This window comes from Actinocorallia lasiicapitis, from assembly GCF_054778695.1.
Window position 1 is genome coordinate 16,946 of sequence record NZ_BAAGZI010000022.1, and the last position, 16,634, is coordinate 33,579.

The window sequence follows — 16,634 nt, forward strand, 5'->3', positions numbered from 1 at the left end:
TCGTGTTGTTCCTGGCACGTGCCAGAAAATGTCAGAGGGGGTGGCTACGGTTCGAACTTGTAGCCGAGTCCTCGGACCGTGACGATGTAACGGGGGGTGCTGGGAGTGGGTTCGATCTTGGCGCGGAGCCGCTTGACGTGGACGTCGAGGGTCTTAGTGTCGCCCACGTAGTCGGCGCCCCAGACCCTGTCGATCAGCTGCATCCGGGTGAGCACGCGCCCGGCGTTGCGCAGCAGCACCTCCAGGAGCTCGAACTCCTTGAGGGGCAGCTGGACGGTGTCGCCGGCGACGCTGACGATGTGCCGTTCGACGTCCATCCGGACTGGTCCCGCCTCGAGCGTCGGCGGAGCGATCTCTTCGAGGTCGCCCTGACGGCGCAGCACGGCACGGATCCGGGCGACGAGTTCACGCGACGAGAACGGCTTGGTGACGTAGTCGTCGGCGCCGAGTTCGAGGCCGACGACCTTGTCGACCTCGCTGTCCTTGGCCGTCAGCATGATCACCGGGACGTTGGAGCGGGAGCGCAGTTCGCGGCAGACCTCGGTGCCGGGCAGGCCCGGCAGCATCAGGTCGAGCAGCACCAGATCGGCGCCGTTGCGGTCGAAGGTCTCCAGCGCGTCGGGCCCGGTGGCCGCTACCGCGACCTCGAATCCCTCCTTGCGGAGCATGTATGACAACGCGTCGCTGAACGATTCCTCGTCCTCGACAACGAGCACGCGAGTCACTGAACGGCCTCCTGCACGGGGTTCTCTGTTGCGCGGGGGTGCTCCGACAGCAGTGGCAGCCGGAGCGTGAAGGTGGAACCGGAGCCCTCACGGCTCCAGACGATCACCTCGCCACCGTGTTTGGTGGCGACGTGTTTGACGATGGCGAGCCCGAGGCCGGTGCCTCCGGTCTGCCGGGATCTGGCGGGATCGACACGGTAGAAGCGCTCGAAAATACGTTCGAGTTCTCGTTCCGGGATGCCGATGCCCTGGTCGGTGACGGAGAGCTCGACGGTCTTGTCGTCGGTCTGCCGCGCGCTGATCGCGACACGGGTGCTCTCCGGGGAGTAGGCGACGGCGTTGTCCACGAGATTGCGCAGCGCGGTGACGAGCAGCTCCTCGTCGCCCCGCACCTGCAGGCCCTCGGCACCGCCGACGGCCAGCTCGATGCTGCGCGATTCGGCCCGCATCCGGCAGCGGTCGACGGCGTCGGACACGACGTCGTCGAGCTCGACCGGCCGGTCGCGGGCCAGGGGCTCGTCCCCCTGCACATGAGAGAGGGTGATCAGATCCTGGACGAGGCTGGACAGCCGGGCGGCCTCCAGCTGCATCCGGCCCGAGAACCGCTTCACCGCCTCCTCGTCGTCGGCGGCGCCCTCGATCGTCTCGGCAAGCAGCAGCAGCGCCCCCACCGGGGTTTTGAGCTCGTGCGAGACGTTCGCTGCGAAGTCGCGCCTGATCGACTCGACCCGGCGCAGCTCGGTGAGGTCCTCGGCGAGCACCAGCACCAGGCCGTGGGTGCCGAGCGGGGCCACCCGGACGGCGAACCAGCGGTTGTCCCGCCGGTCGCGGCCGACCTGGATCTCGGTCTCGCGGATCTCGCCGTCCCTGCGCACCAGCCGGGCCAGCGCGAGCAGTTCGTCGACGATCAGTCGATCGCCACTGACCATGCCGAACGCGCGGGCGGCCGACGAGGCGCGCAGCACCTTGTCGTCACCGTCCACGACCACCGCGGAGGAGGGCAGCACCGAAAGGACCGACGCCACCCCCGGGGGCAGCGTGGCCTGCGGCGACTCCCCGTCCGGGCGCTGACCCTGGGCGACTTCGCTGAAACGGATCGCGAGCCCCGTCGCGAGCCCGCCGACGAGCCCCACGAGCCCTGCCACCCCGGCGACCAACTCGACATTCACACCACGGATGGTAGGCGGCTCGTAGTGCGTTCTTGCACTACGGGACGGTTAGGCGTCCCGCCGTTCGCCGAATGTTCACCTCCTCCATGGGCGGGGTTTACAGCCACCCTGCATCCTGTGCACTGGGCGGATAACGCCATAAGCTGCTCTACGCAGAGTGACCAATCGAGCACGAGGACATATTTTGCGCGACGCTTACCACGAGGAACTCGACGGAATCGGCTACAAGCTGGTCGAAATGACCAGGCTGGTCCGCTCGGCGATGGCTCGCGCGACGACGGCACTGCTCGACGCGGACGTCCGGCTCGCCGAAGAGGTCATCAGCGGGGACAAAGCGGTCAACAAGCTCGATCTGGAGATCGAGGAGACCGTCTTCGACCTGATGGCGCGGCAGCAGCCCGTCGCGGGCGACCTCCGCACCCTGATCACCAGCCTCCGGATGTCGGCCGACCTGGAGCGGATGGGCGACCTGGCCGCCCACCTCGCCAAGACGGCGCGGCGCCGGCACCCCGAGTCGTGTGTGCCGCCGGAGCTGCAGGCGACCGTCCTGGAGATGGGGCAGATCGCGGAGCGGCTCGTCGCCAAGGCCGGCAGCGTGATCGCCTCGCAGGACGTCGCGATGGGGCTGGAGCTCGAAGGCGACGACGACGCCATGGACCGGCTGCACCGCAAGCTGTTCGACCTGCTGCTGTCGCCGAAGTGGTCGCACGGCGTCGAGAAGGCCGTCGACATCACCCTCGCCGGCCGCTACTTCGAGCGCTTCGCCGACCACGCCGTGCACGTCGCGGGCGACGTCGTCTACCTGGTCACCGGCCAGCGCCCCGAGGACATCATCGACGAGATCGCCTGACCCACGCCGTTGCGCCGGTTTCGGACGTCCCCAACCCCCCACGGGAGGACGTCTTGTCTCCTCGCCGGCTCATCCTGCTCGTCTCGGCCCTCACGGCCGCTCCCCTGACGGCGGGTCCGCCCCCGCAGGCCGCCGCGCCGAACATCGACGCGGCCCTCCGCAAGGGCCACACCGAATCCCTGATCCCCTCAAGGCCACGTTCACCTGCATCCGAACCCGCGACGCCAAGGGCAAGACCTCCTGGACCGGCACCAACACCCTCTGCTACAAGCGCGTCTGACCCCTTGGCCGGATCGTGCCATCACTTGCCTTCAGGGAAAGCCATGAGTTTCCCTGGAGGCAAGTGACGAGGAGGTCCCGTGGACGAGCTGACACCGGATGCCGCCCTACGGACGGTGGGCCGGGCCCATTTCCAGGCCGTCGAACCCCTGCGCCTCCGCTGGTGGATCTACCCACTGGGCGTTCTCGGCCTCGGCGGCACCCGGCTGGCGCTCAGTTCGTCCACCGCCGCACAGCTCACGATCTCGCTGGCCCTGCTGGCCGGTGCCCTCGCGACGGCCCTCCTGCTGGGCCGGTCGGTCAGGGTCCGCCGCCTCCCCCGGCTGACGATCAGCGCCTACGTCCTCAGCTCGATCTGGATCGTCGTCGCGCTCCTCGTCATGGACGTCACCCGAGCCGCGACCGATGAGCTCCCCTGGCCGTCCCCCGCTCTGCTGGGCACGGCCGCCGCGCTGGCCGTCACGCTCGTCCTGACCCCGCTCTACCGCCGTCTCCACGCCCGAGCCCACGACCTTCCCGCGCTCTGACATGGACCTCGACCCGCTCATCCACGCCCCCACCCGCCTCCACCTGGTCGCTCTCCTGGCGCCCCTGGACGAAGCCGAGTTCTCCTTCGTCCGCGACGCCCTGCGGATCAGCGACTCCGCCCTCTCCAAACAGGCCGCCACCCTCGAATCCGCCGACTACCTGGCCCTCCGCAAACGCCCCTCCGCCGGCCGCTCCCGAACCTGGCTCTCCCTCACCCCCACCGGCCGAGCCGCCTTCACCACCTACCTCTCCACCCTCACCCACCTCCTCGACCACCCCCTCCAGCACCAAAGCAAAGATCAACAGTGACATCGAGGGCCCCGGCAAGACGAAAGAACAGGTCGCCGGTACACAGGAACGCCACCTACCTCGACCCGCTCCTCATCCGCCCGGCCGCAGCTCGTAGCGGAGGGTCCGCCAGGCGCCCGGGGCGACCATCACGTCGACCTGGATCACTCGTTCCGCCGCGTCGAACACCGAACGGGTCAGGACGAGCACCGGCTCACCTTCTTCGACGCCGAATTCGGCCCGTTCGGCGGTGGTGGCCCTCCGCGCGATGACGTCCTCCCGGACGCGGTGCCCGACATGGCCCAGTTCGGCCAGGAACGTCACCGCGCCTCCTGGGATCTTTCCGGGCTCGGCCAGCGCCGTCCCCGCCGCGATGGCCGACGGGTAGAACGAACTGATCAGCTCGACGGGACGGCCGTCCAGCGTGATCACCCGTCGCCGTTCGACGGCCGTCGCCTCGCCCAGCAGACCGGCCACCTCCTCAGGCGGCTCGACCAGCCCGGCGTAGACGATCCGCTGGCCGCCCCGACCACCTGATTCCTCGCCCCACGCGTCCCCCTGCCCAGGCCTCCGAGGCACCAGGTACGGGGTCGAACCGCTCACCCATTTCCGTCCGTCCACGCCCTTCCTCCTCACCCGTAGCGGCGGATGCGCCCGGCTGGATGCGGTCGCGGCCCTTCTCGCCGTCTCACCCTCGAAGGTAGAGGGCCGGCACCGCGACGATCCCCCGTATCTCCACGCCGAACGGCCTGGGGAAAGGGGAAGGACCGCGCCCGGGGTGCGGGGCGGTCCTTCGGGGGGTGGGCGGGTTACTTTTTGCCCTGGTTCTTTACGGCGTCGATGGCGGCTTTGGCGGCGGTGGGGTCGAGGTATTCGCCGCCCTTTTTGAGGGGGACGTAGTCGGCGTCCAGCTCGTATTTGAGGGGGATGCCGGTGGGGATGTTGAGTTCGGAGATCTCGTCGTCGGGGATGTTGTCGAGGTGCTTGACGAGAGCGCGCAGCGAGTTCCCGTGGGCGGCGACCAGGACGGTCTTGCCGGCGGCCAGATCCGGGACGATCGCGTCGTACCAGTAAGGGAGCAGCCGGTCGACGACGTCGGCCAGGCACTCGGTGCGCGGGATCAGCTCCGACGGCAGCGAGCTGTAGCGCAGGTCGTGGACCTGGGAGAGCGGGTCGTTGTCCGCGATGGGCGGCGGCGGGGTGTCGAACGAACGGCGCCAGATCTTGAACTGGGCCTCGCCGAACTCCTCGAGGGTCTGCGCCTTGTTCTTGCCCTGCAGGGCGCCGTAGTGGCGTTCGTTCAGCCGCCAGGAACGCTTCACCGGCAGCCACAGCAGGTCCGCGGCGTCCAGGGCGATGTTCGCGGTGCGGATCGCGCGCTTCATCAGGGACGTGTGCAGCACGTCCGGGGTGAGGTCGGCGTCGAGGAGCAGTTCGCCCGCGAAGGCCGCCTCCCCCTCACCCTTAGCGGAGAGATCCACGTCCACCCAGCCGGTGAACAGGTTCTCCGCGTTCCAAACAGACTCGCCGTGCCGGAGCAGAACCAAGGTCGACATAGCAACAAATCCTACCGAGAGGCCGGGACGTCAGCGGTTCTCGGGGGCGGCGAAACGCGCGAACGCCTGCAGATTGGCCAGGGACTCGCCGCGCGACACCCGCCAGTCCCACTCCTTCTCGATCGACGAGCGGAACCCCAGCTCCAGCGCCTTGTCGAAGTTCTCGTCCGAGTAGGTGAGGACACAGCCCAGCACCCGGTCGACCTCCTCAGCGGTGACGGCGTGCAGCGGCAGCTTCCCGACGAGATACACATCACCCGTCTCGTCGAGCGTGAACGCCATCCCGTACATGCGGCCGTTCTTCTCCAGCAGCCACCGGTAGAACTGGGCGTGGTTCTCGTCGGGCTGCCGGCAGAAGAACGCCTCGACGTGCACGCTGTACGCGCCGACGATCAGCCAGGTCATGGTGGCGAGCTTGTGCGTCCCGGGGATCTTGACGAAGTACGCGCCCGGACGCGGCTCCTCGTACGACAGATCCGATTCGGCCAGGACCGACCGGATGGTCTCTTCCGGAGTCATACACACACCCTGTTGTAGACGGCGCATTCGTACACTTCGAGCAGCCTGTCGACGGTCGCCGACCAGCCGAACGCCCCCGCGTGCCGGACGGCGCCGAGTCCGTACCGCTCCAGCAGGCGCGGTTCGTGGGCGAGCCGGCCGAGCACGGCCGCGTAGTCGCGGGGATCATGCCCGTCGATCAGCACCCCGGAAACCCCGTGGTCGACGGCCGTCCGCAGCCCCCCGACGGACGAGGCGACCACGGGCGTCCCGCACGCCTGCGATTCGACGGCCACCAGCCCGAACGACTCGTTGTGCGACGGCACCACGGTGACGTCGGCGGCGGTGTACCAGCAGGCCAGTTCCCGTTGCGGGGCGGGCGGCTCGAACCGGACGACGTCGGCGATGCCGAGCCGCGCGGCGAGCTTCTGCAACTCCTCGGGCCGTTCCCGTCCCGACCCCGAAGGCCCGCCGACGATCGCGACGACCAGCCGCGACCGCAGCGAAGGATCACGCTCCAGCATGGCCGCGGCCGCCCTGACCAGCACGTCAGGGGCCTTCAGCGGCTGGATCCTGCCGACGAACAGCAGCACGAACGCGTCCGGCGGCAGATCGAGGGCCCGCCGCGCGGCCTGCTGGTCGCCCGGCCTGAACACTCGCAGATTGACGCCCGGCACGACCGTCTCGACGCGCCGCGGCTCGGCCCCGTACATCTCGACGAGCTCCCGCGACTCGTCGGCGGTGTTCGCGATAAGCCGCTGGGCGTCCGCGACGATCTGCTCCTCGCCCGCGACGCGCTGCGCCGGCTCCGGCTTGTCGCCCGCGGCCAGGTTCGCGTTCTTCACCTTGGCGAGGGTGTGCATCGAGTGGACGAGCGGCACGCCCCACCGGTGCGCGGCGACCCAGCCAGGCTGCCCGGACAGCCAGTAGTGCGAGTGGACGACGTCGAAATGGCCGGGATCGTGGGCGGCCTCGACCCGCAGCAGCCCGGAGGTGAAGGAGCACAGCTCGGCGGGCAGTTCCGCCTTGTCGAGCTCCTCGAACGGGCCCGCCTGGATGTTCCGCACCGTCACCCCGGGGGCCAGCTCGACCTGGGGCGGCAGCGCCCGCGAGGTGGCCCGGGTGAAGATGTCGACCTCCACACCGCGTTCGGCCAGCCGTCTGGCCGTCTCGACGATGTAGACGTTCATCCCGCCGGCGTCACCTGTCCCCGGCTGGTCGAGGGGCGACGTGTGGACGCTGAGCGTCGCGACCCGCTTGATCACTCTCACCTCGCATCTGTGTCCCCGACTGCTCCCTTGGCCCCCGTGTGTTCAGCTAATGAAACCTACCCAGCCGCGGCGGTTGTTCCCGCACCACCCTGTTCCCGCCGACGGCCGCCGGTGCGGAAGGATGGGGCATATGCGTAAGACAGCAGTGATCACCGGTGCCAGCAGCGGGATCGGGGCGGCGACCGCGCGCCGGCTCGCCGCGGAGGGGTTCAACCTGGTTCTGGCGGCCCGCCGCAGGGACCGTCTCGACGAGCTCGTCAAGGAGATCGAGGCCGCCGACCCGGCCGGCCGGACGGGCTTCGCGGAGGCCGTCACCCTTGATGTGACCTCGGAGGAGTCGGTCGCGGAGCTCGCGTCCCGGCTCCGCGACGTGCACGTCCTGATCAACAACGCGGGTGGCGCGCAGGGCCTCGAACCTGTGGCGGGCGCCGTCACCGAGGACTGGCGTCTGATGTACGACACCAACGTGCTCGGGCTGATGCGGGTGACGCGGGCGCTGCTGCCGAAGCTCATCGAGAGCGGCTGCGGCCATGTGGTGAACATCACATCTCTAGCGGGACATGTGCCTTACGAGGGTGGTGGCGGTTATGTGGCGGCGAAGCACGCCGCGGTGGCCGTCAACGAGGTGCTGCGGCTGGAGCTGGTGGCGCAGCCGGTGCGGATCACCGAGGTGGCGCCGGGCATGGTGAAGACCGAGGAGTTCTCGCTGGTCCGGTTCCGCGGCGACAAGGAGGCGGCGGAGAAGCCCTACGCCGGGGTGGCGCAGCCGCTGGTCGCCGAGGACGTCGCCGACTGCGTCGCCTGGGCCGTGACCAGGCCCGAGCACGTCAACATCGACCGGATCGACGTGCAACCACGGGCCCAGGCCGCCCCCTACAAGATCCATCGCGTCCTTTAGGGTGGTTCTCCCCTGCCCCAGGAGACCCCCATGCGGAGAGCCGCCTTCGCCGCCGTCGCCGTCGTGCTGATCACAGCGCAGCCGGCTTCGGCGGCCGCGAGCTGGAAGAACGTCAAGAGCAAGGCGTTCGGGAAGGCGGGGCCGCTGGTCTCCGTCGCCGCCGCCGGGCCGAAGGCGATCTTCGCGGTGTCGCAGACCGGGGTGCCGTTCCGGTGGAACGGCAGGAGCTGGTCGGCGCAGAAGGGTGCGGGCTCCTTCCTCGCGCAGGGGGTCGCCGCGTCGAGCGCGAAGAAGGCGTGGGCGGTCGGATTCTCCGGCACCCAACCCGTCGCCATCGCCTGGAACGGGAAGAAGTGGCGGAAGGTCCCCTATGCGGGGGCGAAGCTCCCCATCCCGCTGCCGATCCCGGTGGTGCCGATCGCGGTCGCCGCGTCGCCCGACGGGGCCGCCTGGTCGATCGGCGGGCTCAACAACCGCAACGACGGGCCGTCGGTGGTGCGCCGCTGGAACGGCAAGGGCTTCGTCGACGTCAACGTGCCGCTGCCGAACGCCGCGTCGCTGACGTCCGTCGCGGTGCGGAACAAGAACGACGTCTGGCTGGCGGGCACCTACACCGCCAACGGCACCCAGATCCTGCCGCTGGTCATGCATCTGACCGGCGGGAAGTGGAAGAACGTGTCGCCGAAGGGCGACTGGGGCGTGATCGGCCAGCCGCACAACATCATCCAGGACCTCGTGGCGTCCGGGCCGAACGCGGTGTGGGCGATCCGCGCGCAGAACGGCGGCGGCCTGCTCCGCTACTCGGGCGGCAAGTGGGCCAAGGCCGCCACCCCGCTGACGATCTCGCCCTACGCGATGGCGCTGGACGGCAAGGGCGGTGTCTGGGCGATCCCCTCACCGGGCTTCGGTGGCGGCAAGTCGCGCTATCTGCGCTGGTCGGGCGGTAAATGGCAGGTGGTCGGCGGGCCGTCGCGCGGGAAGGACAACGTGCTGATCAACGATGTGGCGCACGTGCCGGGCTCCCGGATGACGGTCGCGGTGGGCGGCGTCACGGGCAAGGGCGGCAAGCAGTACCCGGCCGTCGAGGTCTACCGCTAGGCCGGATCCAGGGCGGCCCACGGGAGGGTGACGTCGCCGCGGCGCGCGCGGGCGGGGCCGCCGAACGGCGGGGTGGTCAGGAGCGGCCAGCCGGTGGCGAGCTGGTCCAGGGCGGCCAGCCAGCGCTGCCGCGGCCCGAAGACCGACTGGGGCGCGGCGCTGTGCCAGGCCAGATCCCAGTCGCGCAGAAACGCGTGGATCTTCTCGCCGGGGACGTTCCGGTGGATCAGGGTCTTGGGAAGCCGTTCGGCCAGCGCCGACGGCTGCGGCAGACGAGCCAGGGCGGCCGCGAAAGTGATCGTCGCGGGGCGGAGCCGGGGCCGCGCCACCCAGACGTGCCGACGGCCGAGCTCGTCACAGGTGCCCTCGACGAGCACTCCCCCCGGCGCCAGCCCGGCGTCGAGCCGCGACCACGTCTTCCAGGCCGTCTCCTCGTCGTACTGGCGCAGGACGTTCGCGGCCCGCACCAGATCCGGCGGACGCTCCGTGGCCAGCTCGAACCCGCCCCGCGCGAACGAAAGCCCCGGATAGAGCGCACGACGCGGCTCCAGAAACGCGTTCGCGGTGTCCACACGCTCCTGCGCGATCTCCAGCCCGACCACCCGGACGTCCGGGTACCGCACCCGCAACCGCGTGTACAGCTCGACGGCCGTGTCCGGCGACGCCCCGTACCCGAGATCCACGACCAGCGGCGCGGCGGGCAGCGGCTGAGTCGCGCGAATCCAGTGATCCTGGCGCCGCAGCCGGTTCGCGTTGGTGGTGCCCCTGGTCTGCACCCCCTCCGGCCTGCGCGCTCTCACCCCCCAACGGTAGCCGCCTAGCGGAACACCTCGGTGAAGGGGATCTTGCGGCGGGTGGGCTTGTCCTGCTGGATCGCGCCGGCCGAGACGATCGTCCTGGTGCCGGGGATCTGCTCGACGTCGCCCAGGCCCGGCACGCCGACGCGGCGGGGCCCCCAGGCCATCGGCAGCCAGCGGCCCTTGCTCCAGCGCAGGTAGGGGGTGGCCGAGGTGTCGGACGTGCTGTACGGCAGCACCCAGACGCCGCCCGCCCCGTCCGGGGTGAGGGTCAGCGCGCCGACCTTGCCGGGGAGCTGGGCCTCGGCGGCGGAGCGGCCGTTGTAGCGGACGAGGCTGGTCTCGGTGGCGCCGCGCAGCGCCCAGACCTTGCCCGGCGCGTCAACGACGATCTTGGTGATGCCGCGGGCCGTGTCGCTGGTGCCCGCGAGGGGGATCTGCCGCCACGCCCTGCCGTTCCAGTGCAGCAGCAGCGAACCGAACAGCCCGTCGCCGACGGGATGGCTGCCGCCGATCCAGATGTCCTTGCGGGAGCCGACCGCGACGGAGGTGACGGACGCGCCCGCAGGCAGCGGCACCTTGGCCTTCTGCCAGCGCCCGAAACGCCAGCTCTGCACGGTGAAACCGCCCTTGAACGGGTCGGCGGCGGCGGACACGGCCGTCCCGTCGGGGGCCGCGGCCAGATCGACGGGGATGCCGGGGCCGGGGAAGCCGACCTGCTTCCACTTCTTGCCGTTGTAGTACAGCGCGAACGACCCGGTCAGGTTGACGCCCGTCAGCCACGCCTTCTTCGACCCCGCGACGGCCAGCCCGGCGGGCGCGAAGGTCCACGGGTTCGCGACCTTCGTCCACTTGCCGCGCTCGAACCTCCAGAGCGCGAGGGCGTACTTGCCGCCCTCGGTGCCCGCCGCCCAGCCGAGTTTCGGCCCGGCGAACTCGATCTGGTTGAGCGCGCCCGTCTTCAGCGGACGTGCCGTGCCCAGATCCCGCCACTTCGGTTTCGCCTTGGGTTTCGCCTCGGCGGCGGCCCCGCTCGCCAGCACCGCCAGGACCACGACGGCCGCACCCACCGTCCGTCCACGCATCGCATCGCCCCTTGATCGCGCCTGTCCGGGAGAGGCTACCGACTCCCCCAGCGACCAACGAGACATATCGCCAACAATTACCGGGGTGCATACTGGCCCGTCATGAGCATTCTCCGGCGCGGCGCCCCCCTGGTCCTCGCCACGGCCGCGTCCCGCCTCACCGGGCTCGCCCGGACGGCGGCGGTGCTGGCGGCGTTCGGCGCGCAGGACGCGCTGCGCAACGCCTACGCCACCGCCAACCTGCTGCCGAACCTGGTGTTCGAGCTGGTCGCGGGCGGAATGCTCGCCGCCGTCGTGGTGCCGCTCCTGGTCCGCGCGGCCTCCGACGAGGTCGCCGAGAAGCTGCTCAGCCTGATCGTCTACCTGCTGGCCCCGCTCACGGTGCTGGCCGTCCTGGCGGCCGGGCCGATCGTCGGGCTGCTCGACCTGGACGACGCCCAGCGGCCCGTCACCGTCACGCTGGCCCGGATCCTGCTGCCGCAGCTCTTCTTCTACGGGATGAGCGCGCTGCTCGCCGCCGTCCTGAACGCCCGCCGCCGCTTCACCGTGCCGCTGTGGGCGCCGATCGCCAACAACCTCGTGGTGATCGCGCTGGCCGGCTGCTACGCCCTGTCGGCGAACCTGACCGTCCTGGCCGTCGGGACGACCGCCGGGGTCGCCGCCCAGCTCACGGTCCTCGCCCTGGCCTGCCGCCGCGCCGGTTTCCGTCCCCGCCTCCGGCTGGATCCGCGCGGCATCGGGGTGCGGGCCCTGGCCAGGACGGCCCTCTGGACGCTCGGCTCGGTCGCCGTCACCCAGGCCGTCGCGTTCACGACCCTCGGCCTGACCGCGAAGTCCACCGCCGACTTCTCGCTCGCCTACACGATCTTCCAGGTGCCCTACGCGCTGGTCGCGGTCACGGCGATCACCGGCCTGACGCCCCGGATGACGGCCGCCGCCGTGGGGCACGACCTGGCGGCCGTCACCGCCGACCTGTCGCGTGCCCTCCGCCTGACCGGCCTCGCCCTGGTGCCCGCCTCGGCGCTGCTGTTCGTGGGCGGGCCTGCGCTCGCGCCCGTCCTGCTGCCGCACTTCACCAACGACGCCGCGCTGACCGGCTCCGTCCTGGCGGCGTACGCGTTCGCGCTGGTGCCGTTCTCGGCGTTCCAGATCATGCAGCGGGTGTTCTTCGCGCTCGGCGACACCAGGACCCCGGCGCTGCTGAGCGCCGGGGTCGCGCTGACAGTCCTGGCCCTGTCCCTGCTGATGCCGCGCGCCCACGGGCTGCCCGTCCTGATCGCGGGCGTGACGGCCGTCGCCTACGCGGGCGGCGCCGTCGTCTCCGGGCAGCTCCTGCGGCGCAGGCTCGGACGGATGGACGGGCACCGGGTGGTGCGGCTGCACGCCGGGCTGACGGCCGCGGCGTCCGCCGCCGTCGTGCTCTACGCCCTCGCGGCCTAGCGGTTGCGGAAGGGGCGGGACTGGGAGATGGCGCCGGACAGGGTGTAGGTGAAGACGCGCATGGAGTCGGCGAACTGGGAGAGATCCCATTCGGCGGGGCCCTCGTACCAGTAGAGGTTGTCGCCGCCTTCGATGCCGGCGGTCTCGACCGTTTTGGCCCAGGGGCCGACGAGGTCGAAGACCACGGCGTAGGGCAGGTAGCGGGAGAACAAGGCGATCCGCTGGCGGTCCGGGACGTCGTCGGCCTTGCCCTGCTGCAGGTAGGTGCGGAAGGCGAGCGTGTCGGCGAGGACGGCGGAGCCCTTCGCGGTCTTGGCGGGCATGTGCTTGCCGAAGAACACCAGCGCCAGCCCGAAGACGATCAGTGCGAGACCGGCGAGCGCGAGATCGGTGAAGATCGCCATCAGGATCGTGCCGAGGACGGCCAGCGGCGTCAGCACATACCCGGCGACCGTCCAGCGGGTGCGGACGGTGTCGGGACGGCGCGCGAACCAGCCGTGCTTCACGACGTCCTCGTACAGGGCCCGCCTGACCTGCGACAGCTTCGTGGAGAAGGTTCCGCCGAGCAGCGACAGTTTGGTGCTGTCACCGGCGACGAACAGCCCGTCGTACAGGATCTGCTCGTACGGCAGCAGATCGTTCACCGGACGGTTGATCTTGCGGAGGGTCCAGTCACCGCGCCCCTCGTCCTCCTCGACCAGCAGATAGCCCCGGACGGCGAGATCGATGATCGACGCGGTGACGTCGATGACGTCGGCCTGCTCGTCGATCAGGGTGCCGACCTGCCCCGGCTTGATCCCGTTCGGCGGTTCGAACCCGCCCTCGCCGATCTCGCTGCGGTACTGGGCGTCGGCCCGCTTGTCCCGGCCGCGCGCCAGGTACAGCAGTGCGAACCCGCCGAGCAGCAGCACCAGTAGCACGCCGAGCGCGCCGCCCGTCGCCGCGTTGACGGAGAACGCCCGCTTCAGCGTCTTGCGGTCGGCGTAGGTGGGCGCGCCGGTGGTGGTCCCGTCGGGCAGCACCGCGACGACGGTCAGGTACTCGTCGCGCAGCATGTTCTCCTGCCCGAACCTGGCCTTCTTCTGCTTGGGCCCGCGCGACACCTCCCCACAGCCGATGACGCTCTCGGCCTCGCCCGCGAAGCAGTTGACGCTCTGCAGGGTCACCCCGGCGTCGGCCGTGACGTTCGCGGACACGACGGGCACGTCCCAGCCGCCGACGGCCGTCCAGCGCAGTTCCTGGCCGCGCCGCAGCGCCTGGACGGCGCCCTTGACCTGGTAGGTCAGCCCGACCGTCTGCACTCCTGACGCCTTGGGCCCCTTCACCTTGACGACGGTCCGGTCGCCGTGGACGTCGGCGGTGACGGTGTACCCCTGCGACGCCCGGATGTCGACGACCTGGAAGGTGCGGTCCCTGTCCTCGGTGTCGTGGATCCTGGTGGTGAAGGTGCGCTCGAACCCGTCGCCCGGTTCCGTCCCGAAATCGTAGGAGATGGTCTCGGTGGCGAGCAGGGTTCCGTCGGGCTGGACGGACAGGTCGACGCGGTCGGAGATCACCTTCTCGTCGGCGGCGGCCACGACGGTGGCACGGTCGGTGGCGTGCGCGGGTGAGGCCACCAGGGCCAGGAGAAGGAGGGGGGCGGCGAGAAGCCGTGAACGACCCAGCATGTGGACAAAGCGTAGTGGCTCCCGATCACGGCCACTATGACGATTCAAGTACGGCCCTTTGCTTGCTATTGCAGGCAGTTGTGACCGGTCTCACCGCCAAAACGGGCCGTTTGCGCTTGCAGGAGCAAGCAGCATGACGGAGGGTGGAGACATGGCAAGTTCGAAGGTCGGCTCCATCGGGGAGTACATCAGGGAGCAGAGGCAACGGGCGAAGATCTCCCTGCGCCAGCTGGCGGAGCAGACGGGTGTCTCCAACCCGTACCTCAGCCAGGTGGAGCGCGGGCTGCGCAAGCCGAGCGCCGAGATCCTCCAGCAGATCGCCAAAGGTCTGCGGATCTCCGCCGAGGTGCTGTACGTGCAGGCCGGGATCCTCACCGACCGCGACTCCGACTCCGATGTGCAGTCAGCGGTACGCGCCGACCTCGCTCTCACCGAAAGGCAGAAGCAGGTGTTGCTCGACATCTACGACTCCTTCCGGAAAGAGAACGCAAGCATCGGGCCCGATCACGAAGCGATCCCCGATGACCAGGACACCAGCCAGGAAACCAACCTCCGGAAGGAACTGGAAGCATGACCATCGCCGCCAAGATCCGTGACAACAAGGCCGTGTACACCGGCGCCGGCGCCGTCGACCTCGCCGTCGAGAAGCTGCGCGAGCTGCCCGATCAGGTCGCCAAGGTGCGCGGCACCGTCACCGAGAACTACGAGAAGTACCGGGGCACCGTCACCACCGACGCCACCAAGATCCGCACCACCGTCACCGGCAACGTGGAGAAGGTGCGCGGCACCGTCACCGCCCGGGTGACCGAGGTCCGCGAGAACGTCGCCAAGTACCAGGAGAAGGCCGACTCGACCGCCCTCCAGGCGTACGTCACGACCGTCACCGCCAAGGTCACCGAGGTGATCGACGACCTCGCCGAGCGCGGCAAGACCGTCATCAACAAGGCCGCCGACGAGGTCATCGAGGAGGCCACCGAGGCCAAGTCGGTCGAGGCTCCCAAGCCGGCCCCCAAGCCCGCGCCGAAGCCGAAGGCCACCACGGCCAAGAAGCCGGCCGCCAAGAAGACCGAGGCCTGACGTTCGGTGTGAACGTCCCTCGGATCAGCGCCTCCCGCGCCGACCGCCCCGCCCGGAACCATCGCGGCGGGGCGATTGTTTTGTAGGGTGACGGCAAGCGACGACCGAAAAGGTGATCTCAGTGCTGGGCGACATTCAATACGGGCTCTCACTGGTGTTCTGGGGATTGGCGATCATCGGATTCCTGATGGAGGCGTTCGCCCTCGTCGACGTGCTCCGCCGCCCGGCCGGCGCGTTCCCGGCCGCCAACAAGCAGACCAAGAAGATGTGGACGATCATCCTGGCGTTCGCCACGCTGTTCGGATTCGCCGCCGCCACCCTCTACCTGGACTCGCTCGGCATGTTCGCGATCGCCGCGTTCATCGCCGCCGTGATCTACCTGGCCGACGTCCGGCCGGCGATCAAGGAGTTCGGGCCCGGCGACAACCGCCGGATGGGCCCCTACGGGCCCTGGTAGGCGCTACTTGGTCGGGTCGGTGAGGCCGAGCCGGCTGAGCGCCGCGACCATCTTGTCCGCGAAGTAGGCGTTGCCCGCCTCGTTGGGGTGGGTCTCGTCGTCCCGGATGTACAGGTCGGCGTTGCCGGTGCCGTCGCTGACGTCGCCGGTGATCCACCGTTCGGCGAGCGGGTCGACGAACGGGACCTTGAGCTGGTCGGCCGACTGCTTCATGACGTCGCGGACCAGGTAGGCGCGGGTGGTGGGCTCACCGCCCCACATCGGCCCGACCAGCACGGTCCTGGTGGTCGGCCAGCGGTCCTGCACCGAGGTCAGGAGCTGGGTGACGGCCTCGTTCAGCCCGGCCAGGGGGTTCTGCCGGGTGGCGTCGTTGTGACCGCCGACGATCATCACCAGATCGGGCTCCGGCCGCCAGGCGAACTGGTCGGTGAACAGCCGCGAGAAGTTCTTGTTGACCGTGCCGCGGGCCAGGAAGCCGGTGCCGCGGTGCCCGCCGATGATGACCTGCCAGCCGAGCTTGCGGGCCAGATCCCCCGCGTAGGTCTGCTCGCCGCTCTCACCACGGGTGCCCGCGGTGTAGCTGTCGCCGAGGATCATGACGACGGGGGCGCGTTTGACGACGGCCGTGGGCGCCGGTGCGGGGCCTTGCGCGGCCGTCGACGCCGAGCAGCCCGCCAACGTCAGCAGGACGAGCCCGTAGGCGATTTTTCGGCGCACGGACTCCCCTGTGCAATTGCTGGTGACAAGACGGATCACGGCCGGATCGTCAGGATGACGGCATTCTAAAGGGTCCAGAGCACCAGCGGTGCGGCGGTCAGGAGAACAGCACTGGTCAACGCCATGGTCTTCACCACAAAGGGCTGGCCGACCGGATGCAGCAGCCGCTGGACGCGCGCCATGACGGGCCCGCCGTCGGGCAGCGCCGACAGCGCGCACGCGGGCGCGCCGGCC

Annotated in this window: 19 protein-coding genes; 9 read left to right on the top strand and 10 right to left on the bottom strand. The window is 70.0% G+C overall.

What is annotated here, in order from left to right:
* Positions 1-44: 44 nt before the first annotated feature.
* Positions 45-725 (bottom strand): response regulator, encoded by a 681-nt coding sequence (locus tag ACYVE7_RS04885; protein WP_460363316.1) that lies wholly within the window; start codon positions 723-725, stop codon positions 45-47.
* The gene (locus ACYVE7_RS04890; protein ID WP_460363317.1) at positions 722-1,894 is read right to left on the bottom strand and encodes a sensor histidine kinase; all 1,173 of its coding nucleotides are present in this window, start codon (positions 1,892-1,894) and stop codon (positions 722-724) included. Before ACYVE7_RS04890 ends, ACYVE7_RS04885 begins: the two co-directional genes overlap by 4 nt.
* A 184-nt stretch (positions 1,895-2,078) precedes the next feature.
* Here ACYVE7_RS04890 and phoU point away from each other — a divergent pair, with 184 nt between their 5' ends.
* The 3 genes from phoU to ACYVE7_RS04905 all read left to right on the top strand — a co-directional run bounded on the left by phoU (position 2,079) and on the right by ACYVE7_RS04905 (position 3,860).
* A complete protein-coding gene (gene phoU, locus ACYVE7_RS04895; RefSeq protein ID WP_460363318.1) occupies positions 2,079-2,744 on the top strand; it encodes a phosphate signaling complex protein PhoU in 666 nt (221 codons plus the stop codon).
* Positions 2,745-3,103: 359 nt separating this feature from the next.
* Entirely contained in the window at positions 3,104-3,550 is a 447-nt protein-coding gene (locus ACYVE7_RS04900) for a hypothetical protein (protein ID WP_460363319.1), read from the top strand.
* A gap of 1 nt (position 3,551) precedes the next feature.
* Positions 3,552-3,860: a transcriptional regulator gene (locus ACYVE7_RS04905; protein ID WP_460363320.1), complete on the top strand. Its 309-nt coding sequence runs from the start codon at positions 3,552-3,554 to the stop codon at positions 3,858-3,860.
* Between the two features lie 72 nt (positions 3,861-3,932).
* On the opposite strand, the gene ACYVE7_RS04910 is transcribed toward ACYVE7_RS04905, so the two are convergent.
* The 4 genes from ACYVE7_RS04910 to mshA all read right to left on the bottom strand — a co-directional run bounded on the left by ACYVE7_RS04910 (position 3,933) and on the right by mshA (position 7,158).
* Positions 3,933-4,460: a UTRA domain-containing protein gene (locus ACYVE7_RS04910; RefSeq protein WP_460363321.1), complete on the bottom strand. Its 528-nt coding sequence runs from the start codon at positions 4,458-4,460 to the stop codon at positions 3,933-3,935.
* Positions 4,461-4,648: 188 nt separating this feature from the next.
* On the bottom strand, positions 4,649-5,395 hold the full coding sequence (locus ACYVE7_RS04915; protein WP_460363322.1) for a phosphoglyceromutase: 747 nt from the start codon (positions 5,393-5,395) through the stop codon (positions 4,649-4,651).
* 30 nt (positions 5,396-5,425) lie between these two features.
* Positions 5,426-5,914 carry a type III secretion system chaperone family protein gene (locus ACYVE7_RS04920; RefSeq protein WP_460363323.1) on the bottom strand — a complete coding sequence of 163 codons (489 nt, stop codon included), beginning with the start codon at positions 5,912-5,914 and terminating at the stop codon, positions 5,426-5,428.
* Positions 5,911-7,158, bottom strand: coding sequence for a D-inositol-3-phosphate glycosyltransferase (gene mshA / locus ACYVE7_RS04925; protein ID WP_460363324.1), 1,248 nt, complete (start codon positions 7,156-7,158; stop codon positions 5,911-5,913). The genes ACYVE7_RS04920 and mshA overlap by 4 nt, the downstream gene beginning before the upstream one ends.
* Before the next feature lie 136 nt (positions 7,159-7,294).
* On the opposite strand from mshA, the gene ACYVE7_RS04930 reads away from it, so the two are divergent.
* Together ACYVE7_RS04930 and ACYVE7_RS04935 are read left to right on the top strand one after the other, a co-directional pair.
* On the top strand, positions 7,295-8,062 hold the full coding sequence (locus tag ACYVE7_RS04930; protein WP_460363325.1) for an SDR family NAD(P)-dependent oxidoreductase: 768 nt from the start codon (positions 7,295-7,297) through the stop codon (positions 8,060-8,062).
* 30 nt (positions 8,063-8,092) lie between these two features.
* On the top strand, positions 8,093-9,160 hold the full coding sequence (locus ACYVE7_RS04935) for a hypothetical protein (protein ID WP_460363326.1): 1,068 nt from the start codon (positions 8,093-8,095) through the stop codon (positions 9,158-9,160).
* Here the strand turns inward: ACYVE7_RS04935 and ACYVE7_RS04940 are convergent.
* Positions 9,157-9,960 (bottom strand): class I SAM-dependent methyltransferase, encoded by an 804-nt coding sequence (locus ACYVE7_RS04940; RefSeq protein WP_460363327.1) that lies wholly within the window; start codon positions 9,958-9,960, stop codon positions 9,157-9,159. The genes ACYVE7_RS04935 and ACYVE7_RS04940 overlap by 4 nt on opposite strands.
* Positions 9,961-9,977: 17 nt before the next feature.
* Entirely contained in the window at positions 9,978-11,042 is a 1,065-nt protein-coding gene (locus ACYVE7_RS04945; RefSeq protein ID WP_460363328.1) for a hypothetical protein, read from the bottom strand.
* A gap of 102 nt (positions 11,043-11,144) precedes the next feature.
* Here ACYVE7_RS04945 and ACYVE7_RS04950 point away from each other — a divergent pair, with 102 nt between their 5' ends.
* The gene (locus tag ACYVE7_RS04950; RefSeq protein ID WP_460363329.1) at positions 11,145-12,482 is read left to right on the top strand and encodes a lipid II flippase MurJ; all 1,338 of its coding nucleotides are present in this window, start codon (positions 11,145-11,147) and stop codon (positions 12,480-12,482) included.
* On the opposite strand, the gene ACYVE7_RS04955 is transcribed toward ACYVE7_RS04950, so the two are convergent.
* A complete protein-coding gene (locus tag ACYVE7_RS04955; RefSeq protein ID WP_460363330.1) occupies positions 12,479-14,149 on the bottom strand; it encodes a DUF2207 domain-containing protein in 1,671 nt (556 codons plus the stop codon). The genes ACYVE7_RS04950 and ACYVE7_RS04955 overlap by 4 nt on opposite strands.
* A gap of 151 nt (positions 14,150-14,300) precedes the next feature.
* Here ACYVE7_RS04955 and ACYVE7_RS04960 point away from each other — a divergent pair, with 151 nt between their 5' ends.
* The 3 genes from ACYVE7_RS04960 to ACYVE7_RS04970 all read left to right on the top strand — a co-directional run bounded on the left by ACYVE7_RS04960 (position 14,301) and on the right by ACYVE7_RS04970 (position 15,683).
* On the top strand, positions 14,301-14,723 hold the full coding sequence (locus tag ACYVE7_RS04960; protein ID WP_460363331.1) for a helix-turn-helix domain-containing protein: 423 nt from the start codon (positions 14,301-14,303) through the stop codon (positions 14,721-14,723).
* Positions 14,720-15,226 (top strand): hypothetical protein, encoded by a 507-nt coding sequence (locus ACYVE7_RS04965; RefSeq protein ID WP_460363332.1) that lies wholly within the window; start codon positions 14,720-14,722, stop codon positions 15,224-15,226. Before ACYVE7_RS04960 ends, ACYVE7_RS04965 begins: the two co-directional genes overlap by 4 nt.
* A 112-nt stretch (positions 15,227-15,338) precedes the next feature.
* Entirely contained in the window at positions 15,339-15,683 is a 345-nt protein-coding gene (locus ACYVE7_RS04970; RefSeq protein ID WP_460363333.1) for a DUF2516 family protein, read from the top strand.
* Between the two features lie 3 nt (positions 15,684-15,686).
* Here the strand turns inward: ACYVE7_RS04970 and ACYVE7_RS04975 are convergent, their stop codons facing one another.
* Positions 15,687-16,400: an SGNH/GDSL hydrolase family protein gene (locus ACYVE7_RS04975; RefSeq protein ID WP_460363334.1), complete on the bottom strand. Its 714-nt coding sequence runs from the start codon at positions 16,398-16,400 to the stop codon at positions 15,687-15,689.
* Positions 16,401-16,634: the final 234 nt, after the last annotated feature.

Bases quoted from the DNA above. Each gene is read 5' to 3' on its own strand.
- ACYVE7_RS04965 (WP_460363332.1), top strand. From the start codon at position 14,720: ATGACCATCGCCGCCAAGATCCGTGACAACAAGGCCGTGTACACCGGC.
- ACYVE7_RS04930 (WP_460363325.1), top strand. From the start codon at position 7,295: ATGCGTAAGACAGCAGTGATCACCGGTGCCAGCAGCGGGATCGGGGCG.
- ACYVE7_RS04905 (WP_460363320.1), top strand. From the start codon at position 3,552: ATGGACCTCGACCCGCTCATCCACGCCCCCACCCGCCTCCACCTGGTC.
- ACYVE7_RS04915 (WP_460363322.1), bottom strand. From the start codon at position 5,395: ATGTCGACCTTGGTTCTGCTCCGGCACGGCGAGTCTGTTTGGAACGCG.
- ACYVE7_RS04945 (WP_460363328.1), bottom strand. From the start codon at position 11,042: ATGCGTGGACGGACGGTGGGTGCGGCCGTCGTGGTCCTGGCGGTGCTG.
- ACYVE7_RS04955 (WP_460363330.1), bottom strand. From the start codon at position 14,149: ATGCTGGGTCGTTCACGGCTTCTCGCCGCCCCCCTCCTTCTCCTGGCC.
- ACYVE7_RS04950 (WP_460363329.1), top strand. From the start codon at position 11,145: ATGAGCATTCTCCGGCGCGGCGCCCCCCTGGTCCTCGCCACGGCCGCG.
- ACYVE7_RS04960 (WP_460363331.1), top strand. From the start codon at position 14,301: ATGGCAAGTTCGAAGGTCGGCTCCATCGGGGAGTACATCAGGGAGCAG.
- ACYVE7_RS04920 (WP_460363323.1), bottom strand. From the start codon at position 5,914: ATGACTCCGGAAGAGACCATCCGGTCGGTCCTGGCCGAATCGGATCTG.
- ACYVE7_RS04935 (WP_460363326.1), top strand. From the start codon at position 8,093: ATGCGGAGAGCCGCCTTCGCCGCCGTCGCCGTCGTGCTGATCACAGCG.